Below are 19,561 nucleotides of genomic sequence, written 5' to 3' on the forward strand. Positions count from 1 at the left end.
CCCCCCCCCCCCCCCCCCGGACCAGGCACTGTTCGTGAACGGGTGACATGTTTGTCCACTCCCGGTCACCGTCCCGGTCACCCTCACCGTCGCCGGGGCGGGGTACGGCGGGCCTCAGGAACGCAGTTCGGGGAACTGGTCGTCGCGCCACTCGCCGGAGGATCCGCCCCCGGCCGCGTCCCGTTCCGCGCGTCCCCTCAGCTCCACACGGCGGATCTTGCCGGAGACCGTCTTCGGCAACCCGGAGAACTCCAGGCGCCGTACCCGCTGGTACGGCGCCAGCCGCTCGCGGGCGTGACGCAGGATGGCCAGCGCGGTCTCCCTGTCCGGCTCCCACCCGGCCGCCAGCGTGACGTAGGCCTTCGGCACGGCCAGGCGCAGCTCGTCGGGCGCGGGCACCACGGCGGCCTCGGCGACGGCCGGATGCTCGATGAGCACGCTCTCCAGCTCGAAGGGAGAGATCTTGTAGTCGGAGGCCTTGAACACGTCGTCGGTGCGGCCGACGTAGAAGATGTAGCCGTCCGCGTCGCGGGAGGCGACGTCTCCGGTGTGGTAGTAGCCGCCCGCCATGGCCTCGGCGTTGCGCGTCTCGTCGCCCCGGTAACCGGCCATCAGCGAGACGGGCCGCTCGCCCAGGTCGACGCAGATCTCCCCCTCCTGGGCGCGCTCGCCGGTGACGGGATCGACCAGAACCACCGGGACTCCGGGCATGGGCAGTCCCATCGAGCCGGGCTTGACCGGTTCACCGGGCACGTTGCCGACCGAGAGCGTGGTCTCGGTCTGCCCGAAACCGTCGCGGATCGTCAGCCCCCAGTGGCCGCGGACCTGCTCGATCACCTCGGGGTTCAGCGGTTCCCCGGCGGAGACCACCTCCCGCAGCCGCCCCGGCCCGCCCGACAAATCAGCTTTTATCAGCATCCGCCAGACGGTCGGCGGTGCGCAGAACGTCGTCACCTCCGCCCTGCGGATCTGCGCGAGCAGCGCGCCCGCGTCGAACCTGCCGTAGTTGTGCACGAAGATCGTCGCCTCGGCGATCCAGGGCGCGAAGAAGCAGCTCCAGGCGTGCTTGGCCCACCCGGGGGAGCTGATGTTCAGGTGCACGTCCCCCGGCCGCACGCCGATCCAGTAGGCCGTCGTCAGGTGGCCGACCGGATAGGAGACCTGGGTGTGCTCGACCAGCTTCGGCCTGCTCGTGGTACCCGAGGTGAAGTACAGCAACAGCGGGTCGTCCGGCATGGTGCCCGGATGCGCCGCCGGGGGCGCGTCGAGGGTGTGGGCGTCACGGTAGGCGACCCAGCCCGCCGGGGCGCCGTCGGCGCAGATCCTGACGTAGGTCCCCTCGATCCCGTCGAACTTGGGGGTGTCGGCGGCGTTGGCGATCACGTACCGGGCTCCGCCCCTGCCGATGCGGTCGGGCAGGTCGCCCGGGCCGAGCGCGGTGGTCGCGGGCAGGATCACCGCGCCCAGCTTCATCACCGCCAGCATCGACTCCCACAGCTCGATCTGGTTGTCGAGCATGAGCATGACGCGCTCCCCCCGGCGAACCCCCTGGGCCGCCAGGAACGCCGCGACCCGGTCGGAACGCCGGGCCATCTCGTCGAAGGTGTAGCGGGCCTCGGAACCGTCCTCCTCGACGATCCACAACGCCGTACGGCCGTTGCCGCGCGCGATCGCGTCGAACCAGTCGACCGCCCAGTTGAAGGGGCCCTCGAACCGGGGCCAGGTGAAGCGCCGCACCGCCTCCGCGTGCTCCCCGCCGCATCCCAGCAGCAGGTCACGCGCCTGACGATAGATCTCCGTGTTACCGCTTTTCCCCATCGCACGACTCCTCTCTGCGGCACCTTACTCCGGGCGGCGCTCGGCACCGTTTCCGAAACAAAGGGCTTTTTCGTGAACCGGCCGGCGGGCGCCGGCGTCATCGTGCGGGAGGCCACAGACAGGAACCGCGGTCTTGAGGTCGCCTCGGCCGGGGCGGTGAAGACCCTGTTCAGGACCAGGTACGGCGGCGTCGGCCACATCTTCCAGGGATGCGAGTCCGAGCGTGGCGGGCAGCGGTGCGCCTACTCCTACGAGGGCGGCGCCATGTTCATGCACGCGCGCAGGCTGTCGGCGGGGTCGGGGTACTGGATCGACTCGATCGACTACGTCGCGGACTGATTTTCGGACATCACCGTCCCGGCACCGCGACTGTCGGGACGGCCTCATCCATGAGACCTCCGGTTGCCGGTTCACCGTCCCGCGCACACCCTGGCAGTGATCCATGAAGGATCCATGAAGGATCCGTGAGGCCTCCGCCGTCCGCCATCGGGGCCTTTTCGTTCCACGCCCTCCCACGAACAGGAAGGACCCCCCAACGATGCGCCGCGTGCTCCTCGTCACCGCGTTCGCCGCTCCCCTTCTCGCCCTTCTCCCCGCCGCCCCGGCCCAGGCCATGCCCTGTGGGATGGGGCGCAGCTGCAGCACCACCTACTACTCCGACGACTCGCTCACCACCGCGGTCGGCGGCGAGTGGACCGACTGCTACGGCTACACCGCGAGCTGGGGGGTCTGGAGCGGTCACAGCACCTACCACGAGAGCGACTGCTGACAGTCCGCGGGGCCGTACGTCCGGGAAACGGGGGTGCGGCCCCGCGCGTTCCGCGTCGCGGAAGGAAACGAATACGCCGGTGTGACGTGCGCCACACTGCACTAATGTCCTTATTTTTCAGTACTTATTCGTGATAGTTATTTGGGCCAACGGGGATCTTGCTTCATCGCAGAAACGGGGAACCATGCTCGCACCCACGACGGGACACCCTCACCAAGGGTGATCACACCGGTTCGCTCGGCGAACCGGCCGCCTTCCTCCCTCTTCACACCGACGCCACGGGGCAAGAAACGGCGCCGGTGAATCCCATGCCGGAGGAATCCGTAACCGCCCGCCGTTTCCAGGGGAAATGACGGGCGCTCGAACTCCACGCGACCCGTCACGGTCGGTGTGAACGCGTTTTCCGTGCGAAAGGGCATTCCCGTCGAATGTTCGCTCACGACATAGGACGCACATGCGCATTTCTCTTGGGGGTTCCCTGGGCCGGCTGGCCCTGGGCGTGACGACGGTGGCCGCTCTCACCGGCGGGACGGCCGTCCAGGCCCTGGCCGCGCCGGGCGCAGGGCAGCCGCAGACCGTGGCCGACGACGACGCTCGGGACGCCGTCGAGCAGGCCGCCGCGGAGCAGGCCGCCTCGCTGGGGCGGGCCGTCCCCGTGCCGGGTCTGACCGACGAGACCAGCACCACCGTGGCCAACCCCGACGGCAGCTTCACCTCCACGATCACCTCCGGCCCCTCGCAGGTCAGGCGGAACGGCCAGTGGGTGGCCGTCGACACCGACCTGGTCGAGGAGGGCGGGGCGCTCAGGCCGCGCGCGGCGCGGGCGGACGTCAGGATCTCCGGCGGCGGCGACGGGCCGCTGGCGACGCTGACGGACGACGCGGGACGCGTGTTCTCCCTGCAGTGGCCCAAGCCGCTGCCCAAGCCCGTCGTCAAGGGGAACGTCGCGACGTTCACCGACGCCGCCGGACCCGCCGCCGACCTCGTCGTGACCGCGCTGCCCACCGGTTTCCGGCACGACGTGGTGCTGCGGGAGCGGCCCTCTGGCCCGCTCGAACTGCGCATCCCCGTCCAGACCACCGGGGTCGCGCTGTCGGAGTCCCCGGCGGGACGGCTGCTGCTGACCGACACCGAGGGCACGGACAACGGCGAGGTCGTCGCCTCGGCGTCGCAGCCGCTGATGTGGGACTCGCGCGGGCACGGCAAGCCCCGCGGTAAGGCGGTCTCGGTGATCGACACGAGGGTCGAGACGGAGAACGGCTCGACGACCCTGGTCCTCAAGCCGGACCAGGCGTTCCTGTCCAACCCCGCGACCGTCTACCCGGTGACCGTCGACCCGACGACCACCCTGCCCATCGAGGCGGACACCGACGTCGCGACCTCCTGGAACTCGCACCCGGGCGACGTCCTGATCATCGCCGGGACGATGCTGAAGGAGGACCAGAGCGGAAGCGACGTCATGCGCTCCCTGCTGAGGTTCGACACCCACGCGCTGAACAGGAAGAAGGTCCTGTCGGCCCGGCTCGGGCTGTGGAACGTCGAGACCAGCGCCTGCGGCAGGCGGGTCGGCTCGGGCCTGACCGTGGAGCGCCTCACCGGCGCCTGGAACGAGCACAACCTGACCTGGGCGAACAAGCCCCCGGCGACCTCGGCGGGCGCCACGACCAACCGTGAGGGTCGCGGCCGTACCTGGACCGCCCCCTGCCGCCGCGGGGCGGGCTACCTGCGCTGGGAGGTGACCTCCATCGCCCGCGCCTGGGCCGCCGGCGCCCCCAACCACGGCGTCCAGCTGCGCAGCGCCAACGAGGCCGAGGCCGACAACTGGCGTGCGTTCGCCGCCTCGGAGAACAAGGAGGAGGGCGTCGGGCAGCCGACGCTCACCGTCACCTACCGGCGGCACTGACCCCTCGCCGACCCCTTTCACCGACCCAGGACCGGCCCCGGCGGGCGGGCGCGACGCGCTCACCCGGCGGGGCCGGTCCGCGTACACGGTCGTGCGGACGGCCCGGGCTCAGTACGGTCTAAACAGAGGGCGTCGCCACGGGGGCGGCGAACCGTACAGCGAAAGGGCGCGCATGACCACCGAAGCGATCCACGGCGGCGGCGACGAGCTTCCCTCCGGCGGGGAGAGCGATTCGGCCTGGGTGGTCGAGGAGGCCTCCCTGGTCCTGGTCGAGGTGACGCTCAACGCGGTGGCCGAGATGAGCGACCTGTCGCTCACCCAGCTTCGGGTGCTGCTGGCGGTCGACCGGCACGGCCCGCTCAACCTCAGCACGCTCGCCGCCCACCTCAGCATGTCGATCTCGGCCACGGGCCGGATGGTCGACCGGCTCGACGGCGCCGGGCTGCTGACCCGTTTCCCCGCCCCGCACAGTCGCCGTGAGATCCGCATCGAGACCGCCGAGCGGGGCCGGGAGACGCTGCGGCGGCTGCGCTCGGCCCGTCGCAGGCGCATCGGCGCGGCGCTGGAGCGGCTGACGCCCGGGACGCGGCAGGCCCTCGCCCGGGGGCTGCAGGAGTTCACCGCGGTCGCGCAGGATGAGGACGATACCGACCTTCTCTCCTGAAGCTCCGTTTTCCCCATGACAACCCCACACATACAGCCATAAAGGCCCGTTCGCGACGGCCCACATCAATGGCTCATTTTCCTTCCTCATATCCACCTGACGTGCAGAAAACCCCGCAGACGGCCCTCCCGGCGACCCTTTCCGTCGTTCCGGAGGGCCGTCTCGCGCGTTTCGGGCCCGAAAGAATCGACATGCCGAGCAGACGGATTCCCCCGTTAACCATCGCATGATAGAAACACTTTCCTTGACGAAAGTGTTGCCCGCCTGCTGACTCCGGTTGTTTCCATGCGGCAATGAGGCCGCCACCGACAGCGGGCAGCTCCACACAGTGAACATCAGGAGCGGCGCGGGCGTGATGACGCATGCCCGCCGAGGGGGTTCCATGGTTCCTCGGACAGCGCGTGACAGAACCGACCGGGCGGCGGCAGCCGCAACGGAGATGCTCCTCCAGGCGGGCAGGTTACTGCACCGCTCGGAGACAACCCCCGACCTGCGGGCCGTCTTCCGCGGCGACCAGGCAGTCAACGACGCCCCCTACCGGGAGCGATGGGCGCACGACAAGGTGGTGCGCTCGACCCACGGGGTGAACTGCACCGGGTCGTGCTCCTGGAAGGTGTACGTGAAGGACGGGCTGATCACCTGGGAGACCCAGCAGACCGACTACCCCTCCGTGGGTCCCGACCGGCCGGAGTACGAGCCGAGGGGGTGCCCGCGCGGGGCCTCCTTCTCCTGGTACACCTACTCTCCGACCAGGGTCCGCCACCCGCACGCCCGTGGCGTCCTGGTACGGATGTACCGGGAGGCCAGAACCAGGCTCGGTGACCCCGTCGCGGCCTGGGCGGAGATCACCTCGGACCCGGAGAGACGACGGCGCTACCAGTCGGCGCGCGGCCAGGGCGGGCTGGTGCGGATCGGGTGGGAGGAGGCGCTGGAGATCGCCGCCGCCGCGCACGTCCACACCATCATGAAGTACGGCCCCGACCGCGTCGCGGGCTTCTCCCCCATCCCCGCCATGTCGATGGCCTCGCACGCGATCGGCGCGCGTTTCATGTCGCTCATCGGCGCCCCCATGCTGTCCTTCTACGACTGGTACGCCGACCTGCCGGTGGCCTCGCCCCAGGTCTTCGGGGACCAGACCGACGTGCCCGAGTCGGCCGACTGGTGGGACGCGGCCTACCTGATGCTGTGGGGGTCGAACGTCCCGGTCACCCGCACCCCGGACGCGCACTGGATGGCCGAGGCCCGCTACCGGGGCCAGAAGGTCGTCGTGGTCTCGCCCGACTACTCGGACGCGACGAAGTTCGCCGACGAGTGGCTGCACCCGCACCCGGGCACGGACGGCGCGGTCGCCATGGCGATGGGACACGTGATCCTGAACGAGTTCTTCGTCGAGCGCACCGTGCCGTACTTCACCGACTACGTCAGACGCTTCACCGACCTGCCGTTCCTGGTCGCGCTGGAGGAGCACGAGACGGGCGGATACGTGCCCGGCAAGTTCGTCACCGCCGCCGACCTGGCACCGGACGGCGCCCCAGAGGGCAGCGCCCCAGGGGACGGGGCCGCGGTGAACGGGGCCGACCGGTGGCGGCCGGTGCTCCTCGACGCGGTCACCGGTGAGCCGGTCGCGCCCAACGGCACCCTCGGCGAACGCTGGAGCGAGGCGGGCGCAGGCCGGTGGAACCTGGACCTGGGCGCGGTCGAGCCGCTGCTCAGCCTCCACCCGCCGCAGGGCGGCGAGACCGCCGAGATCCTGCTGCCCCGCTTCGACTCCGGCCTCGGTGAAGGCGACGGGGAGACGGGCGCGGTACGGCGCGGGGTGCCGGTGCGGCGGATCGGCGGACGCCTGGTGACCACCGTCTTCGACCTGCTCCTCGCCCAGTACGGCGTGCGCCGCCCCGGCCTTCCCGGACGGTGGCCGGACGGCTACGACGACGCCGACTCCCCCTGCACCCCGGCCTGGCAGGAGCGGATCACCTCGGTCCCCGCCGAACGGATCACCCGGATCGCCAGGGAGTTCGCCACGACCGCGGAGAAGACCCGGGGCCGGGCGATGATCGTGATGGGCGCGGGCACCAACCACTGGTTCCACTCCGACACGATCTACCGCTCGTTCCTCTCACTGCTGCTGCTGACCGGCTGCCAGGGCGTCAACGGCGGCGGGTGGGCGCACTACGTGGGCCAGGAGAAGGTACGGCCGCTGGCCGGATGGCAGCAGCTGTCCACGGCCGCCGACTGGGTGCGTCCCTCACGGCAGATGGCGGGCACACCGTACTGGTACGTGCACACCGACCAGTGGCGCTACGAGCGTTTCTCCGCCGACGCGCTGTCCAGCGCGACCGGGCGGCGGCTGTTCGCGGGACGGCACACCGCCGACCTCGTCGCGCAGTCGGCCAGGCTCGGCTGGATGCCGTCGTATCCGACCTTCTCCGCCAACCCCCTGGAGCTCGGGGCCAGAGCGCGGGCCAGTGGGAAGGACCCGGCGCTGTGGGCGGCCGAGGAGATCGCGGCGGGCAGGGTCGGCTTCGCCTGCGAGGACCCGGACGCGCCGGAGAACTGGCCGAGGGTGCTGACGGTGTGGCGGGCCAACCTCATCGGCTCCTCCGCCAAGGGCAACGAGTACTTCCTGCGGCACCTGCTCGGCGCTCCCGACAACGCCACCGCCCAGGAGGCGCCCCCTGACGACAGGCCCCGTGAGGTGGAGTGGCGCGACGAGGCACCGCGCGGCAAGCTCGACCTGCTGCTCTCGCTGGACTTCCGGATGACCTCGACCACGTTGTTCTCCGACCTGGTGTTGCCCGCCGCGACCTGGTACGAGAAGCACGACCTGTCCAGCACCGACATGCACCCGTACGTGCACGCCTTCTCCCCGGCCATCAGCCCGCCCTGGCAGGCCCGCACCGACTTCGAGATCTTCCACGGTCTGGCGCGCAGGTTCTCCGAGCTGGCCGCGGGGCGGCTGGACGTCGCCCACGACCTGGTCGCCACCGCGCTGCAGCACGACACGCCCGGTGAGACGGCCCAGCCCGGCGGCCGCGTCCCCGACTGGCGCGGCGGCGACGTCCCCGCGCGGCCGGGCCACAACCTGCCCGCGCTGGCCCTCGTCGAACGTGACTACACCGCCGTCGCCGCCAAGCTCGCCTCCCTCGGCCCGCTGCCGGAACAGGTGGGCCTGACGGTCAAGGGCGTCACCGTCGGCACCGCGCCCGAGGCGCGCTGGCTGACCGCGCGCTGCGGGCAGGCCGGGGACGGCCCTGCGGCGGGCAGGCCGCTGCTGGACAGCGACGTCAAGCTGTGCGAGGCGATCCTGGCCCTGTCCGGCACCACGAACGGGCGGGTCGCCGCCGAGGGCTTCACCAGGCTCGGCGAACGCTGCGGCCCCGGCTCCGGCATGGCCGAACTGGCCGCCTCCGTCGCCGAGCGCAGGGTGGTCTTCTCCGACACCCAGGACCGTCCCGTGCAGGTCGGGGCGAGTTTCGAGTGGTCGGGCAAGGAGGCCCCCGACCGCCGCTACGCGCCGTTCACCGTCAACGTCGAGCACGCCAAACCGTGGCACACCCTCACCGGGCGCCAGCACTTCTACCTCGACCACGACTGGATGGCCGAGCTGGGCGAGCAGCTCCCGGTCTACCGGCCGCCGCTGGACACGGCGGCCCTCGGCGAGTACGGCGGGACCCACGAGGGGGATCTCGCGGTGACCGTCCGCTACGTCACCCCGCACTCCAAGTGGTCCATCCACTCCGAGTACCAGGAGAACCTGCTGATGCAGACCCTGGCCAGGGGCGGCCCCGTCATCTGGGTCAGCGTCGAGGACGCCCGGGCCGCCGGGATCGCGGACAACGACTGGATCGAGGCGGTCAACGCCAACGGCGTCGTCGTCGCCCGCGCCGTGGTCTCCCACCGGATGCCGCAGGGCACCGTCTTCATGTACCACGTGCAGGAACGCCTGGTGAACGTGCCGAGGTCGCAGGCCACGGGGCGCCGGGGCGGCGTGCACAACGCCCTCACCAAACTGCTGATCAAACCGACCCACCTCATCGGCGGGTACGGCCAGCTGTCCTTCGCGCCCAACTACTACGGGCCGACCGGCAACCAGCGTGACGCGGTGACCGTCATCCGCCGCCGTTCCCAGGAGGTGCAGTACTGATGCGCGTGATGGCTCAGATCGCCATGGTGATGAACCTGGACAAGTGCATCGGCTGCCACACCTGCTCCGTCACCTGCAAGCAGACATGGACCAACCGGGCGGGCACCGAGTACGTCTGGTTCAACAACGTCGAGACCCGTCCCGGGCAGGGTTACCCCAGGGGCTACGAGGACCAGGACAGGTGGAAGGGCGGCTGGCGGCTGCGCAACGGCAGGCTGGTGCCGCGCTCCGGCGGCCGGGTCAGGCGCCTGAGCCGGCTGTTCGCCAACCCCGAACTGCCGCTGCTCGACGACTACTACCAGCCGTGGACCTACGACTACGAGAACCTCATCAACGCCCCGCTGGGCGACGACGTGCCCACGGCCGCGCCCCGTTCGCTCATCGACGGCTCCCCGACGGCCGTCACCTGGGGGCCCAACTGGGACGACGACCTGGGCGGCGGCCCCGAGCACCTGGCGGGCGACCCGGTGCTGCGCAGGGTCAGCCAGGAGGTGCGGCTGGAGTACGAGCGCTCCTTCATGTTCTACCTGCCGCGCATCTGCGAGCACTGCCTCAACCCGTCCTGCGTGGCCGTCTGCCCCTCCGGCGCGATGTACAAGCGGCTTGAGGACGGCATCGTCCTGGTCGACCAGGACAGGTGCCGGGGCTGGCGGATGTGCGTCAGCGGCTGCCCGTACAAGAAGGTGTACTTCAACCACGACAGCGGCAAGGCGGAGAAGTGCACACTGTGCTACCCGCGGATCGAGGCCGGGGCGCCGACCGTCTGCTCCGAGACGTGCGTCGGCAGGCTGCGCTACCTCGGGGTGATGCTCTACGACGCCGACCGGGTCGGTGAGGCCGCCGCGACGCCCAGGGAGGAGGACCTCTACCCGGCCCAGCTCGACTGCTTCCTCTCGCCCGACGACCCCGAGGTGGTCGCCGCCGCGGAGGCGGCGGGCATCCCGCACGACTGGATCCTGGCCGCCAGGCGCTCCCCGGTGAACGCGCTCATCACCCGTTACCGGGTCGCGCTGCCGCTGCACCCGGAGTACCGGACCATGCCGATGGTCTGGTACGTGCCGCCGCTGTCCCCGGTGGTGGACGCGCTGGCCGGGACCGGCAACGACGGGGAGGACGCGGACAACCTCTTCGGCGCGATCGACGCGCTGCGCATCCCGCTGGAGTACCTGGCGGGGCTGTTCACCGCGGGCGACACCGCCCCGGTCGAGGCGGCGCTGCGCAGACTCGCGGCGATGCGCTCGCACATGCGGGCGCTCAACCTCGGCGAGGAACCGGACCCCACGGTCGCGGAGGACGTCGGGATGCGGCCCGGGGAGATCGAGGAGATGTACCGCCTGCTCGCCCTGGCCAAGTACGACGAACGGTACGTCATCCCCACCGCCTACGCCGCGGGCGCGGGGCGGGCCGACGCGGCGGCGGGGTGCAGCCTGGACGGACCGGGCGGCCCCGGCATGACGGAGGACATGTTCGCGGGGATGAGGGCGGGAGCGGACACCGCCGCCTTCCACGCGTCACCGATCCCGGACGGCGGCGACGAGCGGAGCGGGCGGTTCAACCTGTTCGGCTGGGACGGCAGGGGCCGGCCCGACGGCCTGTTCCCACCACGCAGAGGAGAGGCCGGATGAACCACGCCGTCGTCCACCAGGCCGCCTCCCTGCTGCTCGCCTATCCTGGTCCCGACTGGCCCGGCCACCTCGACCTGGTAGGACGGGCCCTGGCCGTCGTCCCGACACCGCCCGCCCGCCTCCTGCTGCGCTTCCGCGACCACGTGCGGGAACAGGACACCCTCGACCTCGCCGCCCGGTACGTCACGACCTTCGACCGCAGCGGCCGCCGTACCCTGCACCTGACCTACTACACCGACGGCGACACCAGACGGCGGGGCGCCTCCCTCGCCGAGATCAAGGCGCTCTACCGCGCCAGCGGCTGGCGGCCGGAGGAGGCGGAACTACCCGACTTCCTGCCGCTGATGCTGGAGTTCGCGGCCCGCTGCCCCGAACGGGGCGGGCCACTGCTGCGCGGGCACCGGGCGGCGCTCGACCTGCTGTCCGCCGCCCTGCACAAGTACCGCAGTCCCTACGCCGACGTGCTCGACGCCGTACGCGCGACCCTGCCTCAGGCGAGCGCGCGGGAACGCCGGGCGGTGGGCGAGATCGCGCAGGCGGGGCCGCCCTCCGAGAGCGTCGGCCTCGACCTCACTCCCTATCCAACGGTCACTCAGCACTCCAGCCAGGGAGCCCGCCGGTGAGACATCTGCAGATCGCGTTGTGGGGCGTACTGCCCTACCTCGTCCTTGTCCTGTTCGTCGCGGGCAGCGTCTGGCGCTACCGCTACGACCGCTTCGGGATGACCACCCGATCAAGCCAGCTGCACGAGAGCCGCCTGCTGCGCGTGGCGGGGCCGCTCTTCCACTACGGCCTGCTGTTCGTCATCGCGGGCCACCTCGTCGGGCTGCTCGTCCCCGAACGGCTGACCGAGGACATGCACATCACCGAGTCCCTCTACCGCGCGAACGCGCTGTTCGTCGGCGGCCTGGCCGGGGTCGCCGCCGTCTGCGGGCTCGCCCTCCTGATGTGGCGAAGGCTGCGGGTCAGTGCCGTCAGGCAGGCCGGCGTCCGTGGTGACCGCCTGGTCTATCCGGTGCTGGCCACCGTCCTGCTCGCCGGGGTCGCGGCCACCCTGATCGGGGCGAGGACGGGCTCCTACGACTACCGGCTTGGGGTCTCGGTGTGGTTCAGGAGCCTGTTCGAGCTGGAGCCCGACGTGCCCGCCATGGCGAACGCCCCGCTGCTCTTCCAGGTGCACACCCTGCTCGGCATGGCCCTGTTCGCGCTGTGGCCGTTCAGCAGGCTGGTGCACGCCTTCGGCGTCCCGCTGGGTTATCTGGTGCGCCCCTATGTCGTCTATCGGTCGCGGGCCACGCTCGCGGGCCGGGGCGGGACGCGCTGATCCCATGACCACCTCACCCCTCCCCGCCCCGGTCGCGCTGGTCTCGGTCAGGATGCCCATGACCGTCACCCCCCACCTGCTGACCCGGACCCCCCACCCGCCGAGTGGACCGACCACCTTTCTCGTCACGTTGGGCCTGCTGCGCACCCACTGGCAGCTCCTCGCCCTCATGCTCGCCGTGGCCGTCGCCACGGCCGTGCTCCTCACCGTCAACCGCCAGGCCAGGCGTCCCCGCCTCCTGACCCCCACCGCCGAGCTGCTCACCTTCCTGCCCGCGGAACCGTCCTCGGCCTCGTCGCCGCTCCCGTCGGCCCTGGCGCCGAGGACGGTGCGAAAGAAAAAGGACAACAGCCTGCCTCCGGTCAAGGAGACCGCGGCACGGCGGGCCGCGGAGATCCTGGTGACGACGATGCCCACCCCGCTGTGGCCGATGGCCAGGGCCAGGGCCGTACGGCTGCTCGCCCGGGGGGACTCCGCCCGTGAGGCGGAGGTCCGCCGCCGCCTGAACCTGTCGCGGACGGCCCTCACGGAGGCCGCCCCCGCCGAGACGGAGACCGTCCACCGCGCCGTCGTCGAGCAGTGGAGCCTGGCGTTCACCGTCACCCGGGAGAAGGACTCCCACGCCTGCGCCCTGCTGCACGCCTTCAGCGACACCTTCGCCCATCTGCTCGTCACCGCCGTCCCCAGACGGGACCCCGACCCCCGCTGAGGGCACTTCCGGCACCCGCGCCCACCCGGTCGTGGGTGCCGGGAAGTGGATCGCGGCGGCCGTACCCGGCGGTGGACAGGGTGAGCGCGGGGTGCGTCCCGGTGGCGCGGAAAGCCAAGGAAGGCACCGTGTTTCCGCGTCACACGGAATACGCGGAGCGTGAGCAAGGATCAGGTCCGCCGATCTTTCCGATTGATTAGGGAAGATCCCCGGAATTGCATCGCACCAGGCCGGAACCGTTGATCACGTTTTCCCCGCATTAACGACCTGCTCGGCGCAGCGAATTCGGGCTCTATAACAAAACGTCATCGGCGAAACAAAGCCATTGCAGTGCACAATGCCGAATGATTCCCTCGTTGGCGTACCTGGATAGCTGATTCTTCCGCTGCCGGTCCCTCCACGGGGGAGGTTTTGGGCAATGCCCGCCATCGGTCGACTTCGTCATGCCCGAATTCTGATTCCACTTGTCGTCTCGACGCTCGTCGCGTCATTTCTCACGGTACCGGACGTGCCTCCCGCGATTGCCGCGCCGCCACCGGTTCCGCAGGCCAGGCCCGGTCCCGGCCCCGTCGAACGCCCCCTGCCCAGGGGGATACGCCCGGACAGGGCGTTCAAAGCGGGTGAACGGCCTCCGGTCGTACCCCTGGGTGCGAAGGCCGCGGGCCAGCCGGTCAGGGTCAGCGGGGAACGCTGGACGTCCCTCACCGGAAAAACCGCGAGAAAGGCCGTGGACGACGGGTTCACCGATCTGTCGCTGCGTCCGGGTTACGTGCTGGGCGACACCTCGCTGGTGACCTACTTCAACGTCGGCCAGGCCGATCCCTCGTGGACGGCGGCGCGGGTGCGGCTGTACGACGCCCAGTCGCAGACCGAGCAGACCTCCACCCTGGTTCAGCGCCCCGACCTGCAACGGTCCTACTGCGGCGGCGCGGGCGACCTCTGCCGTTCCTTCGGCGCCGCCGACGGCTGGACGCTGGAGACCGGCAGGGAGTACTTCGTCACCGTCGCCGCGGTCTACGACGACGGCCGCGAGGTGGTCTCCGCCCCGTCGGACCGCTCGGTCCCGCGCGAGACCGTGGACCCGCCGCCGGTCCCGAACGAGCAGGCCTCCGGCTGTGGGTGCGGCAACGCGCTGGCGCTGACCGCCGCGGGCCAGGCCTCCAGGGCGCTGGGCGTCAACACCGGCACGGGTGCCTTCGTGCGGACCGAGCGCGACCTGGCGATGGCCTCCTACGGCCCGCAGTTCGTCTCGGCGCGCACCTACTCCTCGATGAACCGGGGGGCGAGCCCTCTCGGTCCCGGCTGGGCCTGGTCCTACGACATGCGGGTGAGCGTGGGCGAGGACGGCGTGGCCGTGGTACGCGCCGAGGACGGCGCCCAGGCCCGCTACACCCCCGCCGCAGGCGGCGCCTACAAGCGCCCGCCCGGCGTGCGCTCCACCCTGCGCGGAACGGCGGACGGCTGGGAGCTGACCACACCACGGCAGGTGCGCTACGGCTTCGACGGTCAGGGACGTCTCGTCTCGATCCGCAACGCCCGTGACGTCGGGGTACGGCTGGCCTACGAGGGGCTCGGGGTCAACATCACCGACGCCTCGGGCCGGGTGGTCTCGGTGCGGATCGAGGGCGGCCTGATCCGGGAGATCAAACTGCCCGACGGCCGCAACGTGAACTACTTCTACACCGACGGACTCCTGACCTCGGTGATCGACGCCCGCGGGTTCACCTGGAGGTACCGCTACCACGCCACCACCCTGCTGTCGCAGGTGGTCGACCCGCACAACGTGGCGATCATCTCCAACGACTACGGCACCGACGGCCGGGTGACCGCGCAGCGCGACGGCCTGGGCAAGCAGACCACCTTCGCCTGGGACGCCGCCAAACAGGAGGCCACCACCACCGACCCCGACGGGGTGGTGCTCTGGGACGGCTACCGGGGCAACACGCTGGTGTACTCCCAGCGCGGCACCGGCGACTCCGACAACCACCGCTACGACCGGGAGCTCAACCGCGACCTGGTGGTCAACGGCAAGCAGCACCAGCACGAGGCGACCTTCGACGCCAACGGCAACCGCCTGCAGACCAAGGCGCCCCAGCCGCTCGGCTTCTCCGAGAAGACCCGGTTCGACGAGCGCAACAACCCCACCACCCACACCGACGCCAACGGCCAGGTGTGGAAGGACACCTACAACGAGTTCAACGAGCTGGTGCGCAGCGAGGACCCCGAGGGCCACGCCGTCACGCACACCTACGACTCCCGCGGGTTGCGGACCTCGACGACCGACCAGCGCGGCAAGGTGAGCCACTACGAGTACCTGCCGCAGGGCGACCCGAACGCCGGACTGCTCAAGGCGGCGATCTCCCCCGCCGGGCGGCGCGGCGAGGTCGTCTACGACGCCACCGGGCGTCAGACCGCCACGGTCGACCCGCGCGGTACCGTACCCGGTGGCAACCGGGCGGCCTACACCACCCGTTACGCCTACGACGCCCAGGACCGGGTGACCAGCACCCTTGAGCCGGGCAAGAACGGCGCCTGGCGCAGCGGGTTCGACGAGACCGGCCGCCTGGTGCGCAGGCAGACCCCGACCGAGGCCACAACCGACTACTTCTACTTCGCCAACGGCCTGCTCAAGACGGTCGACGACTCCCGGCGCACCACCACCTACACCTACACCGACGCCGGACGGCGGGCCTCGACGCAGGCGCTCCTGCGTACCAGGGCCCCCATCACGACCACCTACGGCTACGACGGCAAGGGCCTGCTCAAGACCGTCACCTCGCCGCGCGGCAACGAGCCGGGCGCCAACCCGGCCGACTTCACCACCACCTACTTCTACGACGCCGACGACAACCCGATCCGGGTACGGCACCCCTATCCCGGCGGCGGGTTCACCGAGCGCGACATCAAGGTCGACGCTCTGGACCGGACCACGAACAGGACCGACGAGCTGGGCAAGCAGTCGGCGTTCGGACGCGACAACAACGGCCAGGTCACCTCCACCACCGACGCGCTCGGCCGCAGGACCACCATGGGTTACGACCGCAGCGGCCGGCAGACCGAGATCAAGGACCCGGCGGGCAAGACCACCCGCACCGAGTACGACGCGGCGGGCAACCGGATCAAGGAGACCAACGCCGAGGGCGGCGTGACCACCTGGAGATACGACGACGACGGCCTGCTGACCGGCGTCACCGAACCGCGGGGCAACGTCGAGGGCGCCGACCCCGCCCGCTTCACCACCCGCTACGAGTACGACCAGGCGGGCAACCAGGTCAAGTCCGTCGACCCGCTCGGCAACACCACGGCCGCCGTCTACGACGCGAGCAACCGGGTCACCTCGGTCACCGACGCCAAGGGACGCACCACCTACCGGACCTACCGGGAGGACGACCTCCCGGCCACGGTCCACACCCCGGAGACGCCCTACAACCCGAACGACCCGACGGCCCGCTCCACCGTCTACACCTACAGCACCGACGGGCTGCTGGAGTCGGTGCGCGACCCGCTGGGCCGCTACACCCGGATGTCCTACGACGACGCCGGACGCCTGATCACCAAGGCCGATCCGCTGTCGCGGCGGGTCGAGGTCACCTACGACGCCGAGAGCAACCCGCTGACCGCGATCACCGTCAACGGTCCCGAGTGGGTCAGCCCCGAGGAGCGCCTCAAGCGGACCGTCGTCAACACCTACGACATCCTGAGCCGCCGTACCAGGACGGCGCTGGGCTCGCAGGGGCCGGCCTACACCTTCGGTTACGACGCCAAGGACCGCACCACCTCCTACGGTGACCCCACCGGGGTGCGGGAGGTCGGCTACGACGACGAGGACCAGATCCTCAAGGTGACCCGCAAGACCGCCGGCCAGGCCGACGAGACCTTCTCCTACGGCTACGACGAGCGCGGCAACATCACCTCCCGTACCTATCCCGACGGCACCGCGGTCACCTTCGCCTACGACGGTGACGGCAGGCAGACCGAGCAGAAGGTGACCGGCGGCACCGCGGGCGCGGGCGCCGAGTGGCGCTTCGGCTACGACGTGGCAGGGCGGCGCACCAGCACCACCCTGCCCGGCGGCACGGGCCTGACCGAGAGGCGGGCCTACGACGACGCCGGACGGTTGACCCGCATCGCCACCGCGAACGGCGACGCCGATCCGGTCTCGGCCTTCGACCTCACCCTGGACCAGGTCGGCAACCCCACCAAGGTCGTCACCACGCGCGGCACCGCGAGCGAGTCGGTTTCCTACGCCTACGACACGGTCGACCGGGTCACCTCTGCCTGTTACTCGGCCACGAGCTGCGCCACCGGCTCGCAGATGGCCGGGCGGATCGACTACACCTACGACCTGGTCGGCAACCGTCTCAGCCAGAAACGCACCGGTACGGCGGGCAACGACACCACCGTCTACGCCTACGACGAGGCCGACCAGCTGACCCGCGAGACCGTGACCCGGCCCGGCTCCAGCGTCGCCCGCGACTTCGCCTACGACGTCAACGGCAACCAGATCCGCGCGGGCGCCGACCGGTTCGAGTACAACCTCGACAACAGCCTCGCCAAGGCCACCGTCAACGGCAACTCCACCACCTTCGCCTACGACGCCACCGGCCTGCGCCTGTCGGCGACCAGCGCTGGAGCCGGTGGCACCGTCTCGGCGATCCAGCGCTGGAGCTGGGACGTCAACGGCACCCTGCCGCAGATCGCGCTGGACACCACCGTCAACGCGGGCGGCGCCGTCGTCGAGAGGCAGGGCTTCACCTACGGCCCCGAGGACGAGCCGCTGGCCCTGCTGACCGGCGGCGCGCACTCCTACACCCACGACTGGCTCGGCGGCGTCGCCAACATGGTCTCGCCGACCGGCCAGATCGAGGCGGGCTACGACTACGACCCGTTCGGCAACCCCCGCACGGGCACCACCCTGACCGCCGGAGCCGCCGGGCGGGCGACCCCGCCACCGGGAGGGGCCGGAGCCGCCGGGCGGAGCGGAGCCGGCGCGCCCGAACGGAGCGTCGCGGCGGGCCCGGACAACCCACTGCGGTTCACCGGCGCCTACCAGGACAGCACGACCGGCGACGGCAACTACTACCTGCGCGCCCGCAACTACAACCCCGGCACGGGCCGGTTCAGCAGCGTCGATCCCATGCCCACGGGTGTCGGCGCCACCTCCGCCTACACCTACGCCTCCAACAACCCCCTCGTCTACACCGACCCCACCGGCATGGTGAACGCGGCGGCGGACGGCGGCGGCAACGGTACCGCCCCCGGCCAGGAGGCCGAGTCCGGGCCCAGCCCCGAGGACGTCGCCAAGGCCCAGCAGTTGCAGAACAAGAGCGTGCTGGACGTCATCCTGGAGGCGGGCGGCCAGATCCTCATGGAGATCATGGGGATCAACGACATCGTCAACTGCCTCAACGGCGACATCGGCTCCTGTGTGATGGCCGTGATCGGGGCGCTGCCCTGGGGCAAGATCTTCAAGGCCAAGAAGATCGCCGAGGCGATCTGGCGGGCGGGCAAGGCCGTCTTCGCCTTCTTCGAGGAACTCAAGTGGGCCAAGGCCATCCTGCGCGGCGCGGAAAAGGCGGCCGAGGCGGCCAAGGCCGCGGCCGCGAGGGCGGCCAGAGCGGCGGCGGAGAAGGCCGCGGCGGCCAAGGCGGCGGCCGAGGCCTACGCCAAGAAGGTCGCCGCCGAAGCGGCCGAGAGATCCAAAGCCCTCGCCGCCAAGGCCAAGGCCAAGACGAAACCCAAGGCCGCGTCGGAGAGGCCTCGTCTCGACAGGCCGAGCTGCAAACCCGGCAACAGCTTCGTCGCCGGTACATCCGTGCTCATGGCCGACGGCACCGTCAAACCCATCGAAAAAGTCGACCTCGGCGAACAGGTCGTCGCCACCGACCCGGAGACCGGCCAGACCACGGCCAAACCGGTCGTACGACTGATCGTCGGCGAGGGCGAAAAGAACCTGGTCCGCGTCACCGTCGACACCGACGGCGACAAGGGATCGGCCACCGGCCAGATCGCGGCGACCGACGGCCACCCGTTCTGGGTCGAGAGCGCACGCAAGTGGCTCAAGGCCGGCGAACTCCAGCCCGGCATGTGGCTGCGCACCAGCGCGGGCACCCACGTCCAGGTCACCGCGCTCAAGAAGTGGACCGCCCACGAACGCGTCCACAACTTCACCATCGCCGACATCCACACCTACCACGTGGTCACCGGCGGCACCTCGCTCCTTGTCCACAACGACGGCTGCGACTTCATCGGCCCCAAGGACCATGTGGCGCTCGGGAGACGTGACTTCAAACTGAACGAGTTCTCGGAGAAGGTCGGCGCGCGCAATCTCCTCGGAGCGCCAAGCGCGACGTGGCGGGACGAGGTCCAGTCGGCGATCGCCAGGGCCGGACGCGGCGAGGGCGAGATCTCGTTCATGCTGGACGGTCTCCCCGGCGCCAACCGTGGGCCCGCGAAGGCACTGGAGATCGCCAAGAACACCAACTCTCGTGACCTGCTGCACACCCAGTGGGAGCTGTTGCAGGTGGACGCTGCGGGCATCATGGATCAAGTCAACTTCTTCCGCTGGAACCGTAGGCTCAACGACTGGGCTGGTGTGGGATGAA

At 70.6% G+C, this 19,561-nt stretch carries 11 protein-coding genes; 10 read left to right on the forward strand and 1 reads right to left on the reverse strand.

Features of this window, described 5'->3' with window-relative positions:
* Window positions 1-114: 114 nt before the first annotated feature.
* Window positions 115-1,818, reverse strand: a complete 1,704-nt coding sequence (locus tag ACFOYY_RS11840; protein ID WP_386189792.1) for an AMP-binding protein — start codon at window positions 1,816-1,818, stop codon at window positions 115-117.
* A 72-nt stretch (window positions 1,819-1,890) separates the two neighbouring features.
* Between ACFOYY_RS11840 and ACFOYY_RS11845 the strand changes: the two genes are divergently transcribed.
* From ACFOYY_RS11845 to ACFOYY_RS11890, 10 genes are all read left to right on the forward strand, one after another.
* On the forward strand, window positions 1,891-2,157 hold the full coding sequence (locus ACFOYY_RS11845) for a hypothetical protein (RefSeq protein ID WP_386189793.1): 267 nt from the start codon (window positions 1,891-1,893) through the stop codon (window positions 2,155-2,157).
* A gap of 199 nt (window positions 2,158-2,356) precedes the next feature.
* A complete protein-coding gene (locus tag ACFOYY_RS11850) occupies window positions 2,357-2,587 on the forward strand; it encodes a DUF6289 family protein (protein WP_362771909.1) in 231 nt (76 codons plus the stop codon).
* Window positions 2,588-3,041: 454 nt separating this feature from the next.
* Window positions 3,042-4,490 carry a DNRLRE domain-containing protein gene (locus ACFOYY_RS11855; RefSeq protein WP_386189794.1) on the forward strand — a complete coding sequence of 483 codons (1,449 nt, stop codon included), beginning with the start codon at window positions 3,042-3,044 and terminating at the stop codon, window positions 4,488-4,490.
* A 172-nt stretch (window positions 4,491-4,662) separates the two neighbouring features.
* Complete coding sequence (locus ACFOYY_RS11860) at window positions 4,663-5,154, forward strand: MarR family winged helix-turn-helix transcriptional regulator (RefSeq protein WP_352009417.1); 492 nt, start codon at window positions 4,663-4,665, stop codon at window positions 5,152-5,154.
* A gap of 382 nt (window positions 5,155-5,536) precedes the next feature.
* A complete protein-coding gene (locus ACFOYY_RS11865; RefSeq protein ID WP_386189795.1) occupies window positions 5,537-9,298 on the forward strand; it encodes a nitrate reductase subunit alpha in 3,762 nt (1,253 codons plus the stop codon).
* Entirely contained in the window at window positions 9,298-10,923 is a 1,626-nt protein-coding gene (gene narH, locus ACFOYY_RS11870) for a nitrate reductase subunit beta (RefSeq protein ID WP_386189796.1), read from the forward strand. The genes ACFOYY_RS11865 and narH overlap by 1 nt, the downstream gene beginning before the upstream one ends.
* Entirely contained in the window at window positions 10,920-11,546 is a 627-nt protein-coding gene (gene narJ, locus ACFOYY_RS11875) for a nitrate reductase molybdenum cofactor assembly chaperone (RefSeq protein WP_386189797.1), read from the forward strand. Before narH ends, narJ begins: the two co-directional genes overlap by 4 nt.
* On the forward strand, window positions 11,543-12,247 hold the full coding sequence (gene narI / locus ACFOYY_RS11880) for a respiratory nitrate reductase subunit gamma (RefSeq protein WP_362916631.1): 705 nt from the start codon (window positions 11,543-11,545) through the stop codon (window positions 12,245-12,247). Before narJ ends, narI begins: the two co-directional genes overlap by 4 nt.
* 4 nt (window positions 12,248-12,251) lie before the next feature.
* The gene (locus ACFOYY_RS11885) at window positions 12,252-12,956 is read left to right on the forward strand and encodes a hypothetical protein (RefSeq protein ID WP_386189798.1); all 705 of its coding nucleotides are present in this window, start codon (window positions 12,252-12,254) and stop codon (window positions 12,954-12,956) included.
* Between the two features lie 508 nt (window positions 12,957-13,464).
* On the forward strand, window positions 13,465-19,560 hold the full coding sequence (locus ACFOYY_RS11890) for an RHS repeat-associated core domain-containing protein (protein ID WP_386189799.1): 6,096 nt from the start codon (window positions 13,465-13,467) through the stop codon (window positions 19,558-19,560).
* The last annotated feature ends 1 nt before the right edge of the window (window position 19,561 follow it).

Origin of the sequence: Streptosporangium jomthongense (assembly GCF_042650425.1) — a bacterium.
In the GTDB taxonomy this organism is placed as follows: Bacteria; Actinomycetota; Actinomycetes; order Streptosporangiales; family Streptosporangiaceae; genus Streptosporangium.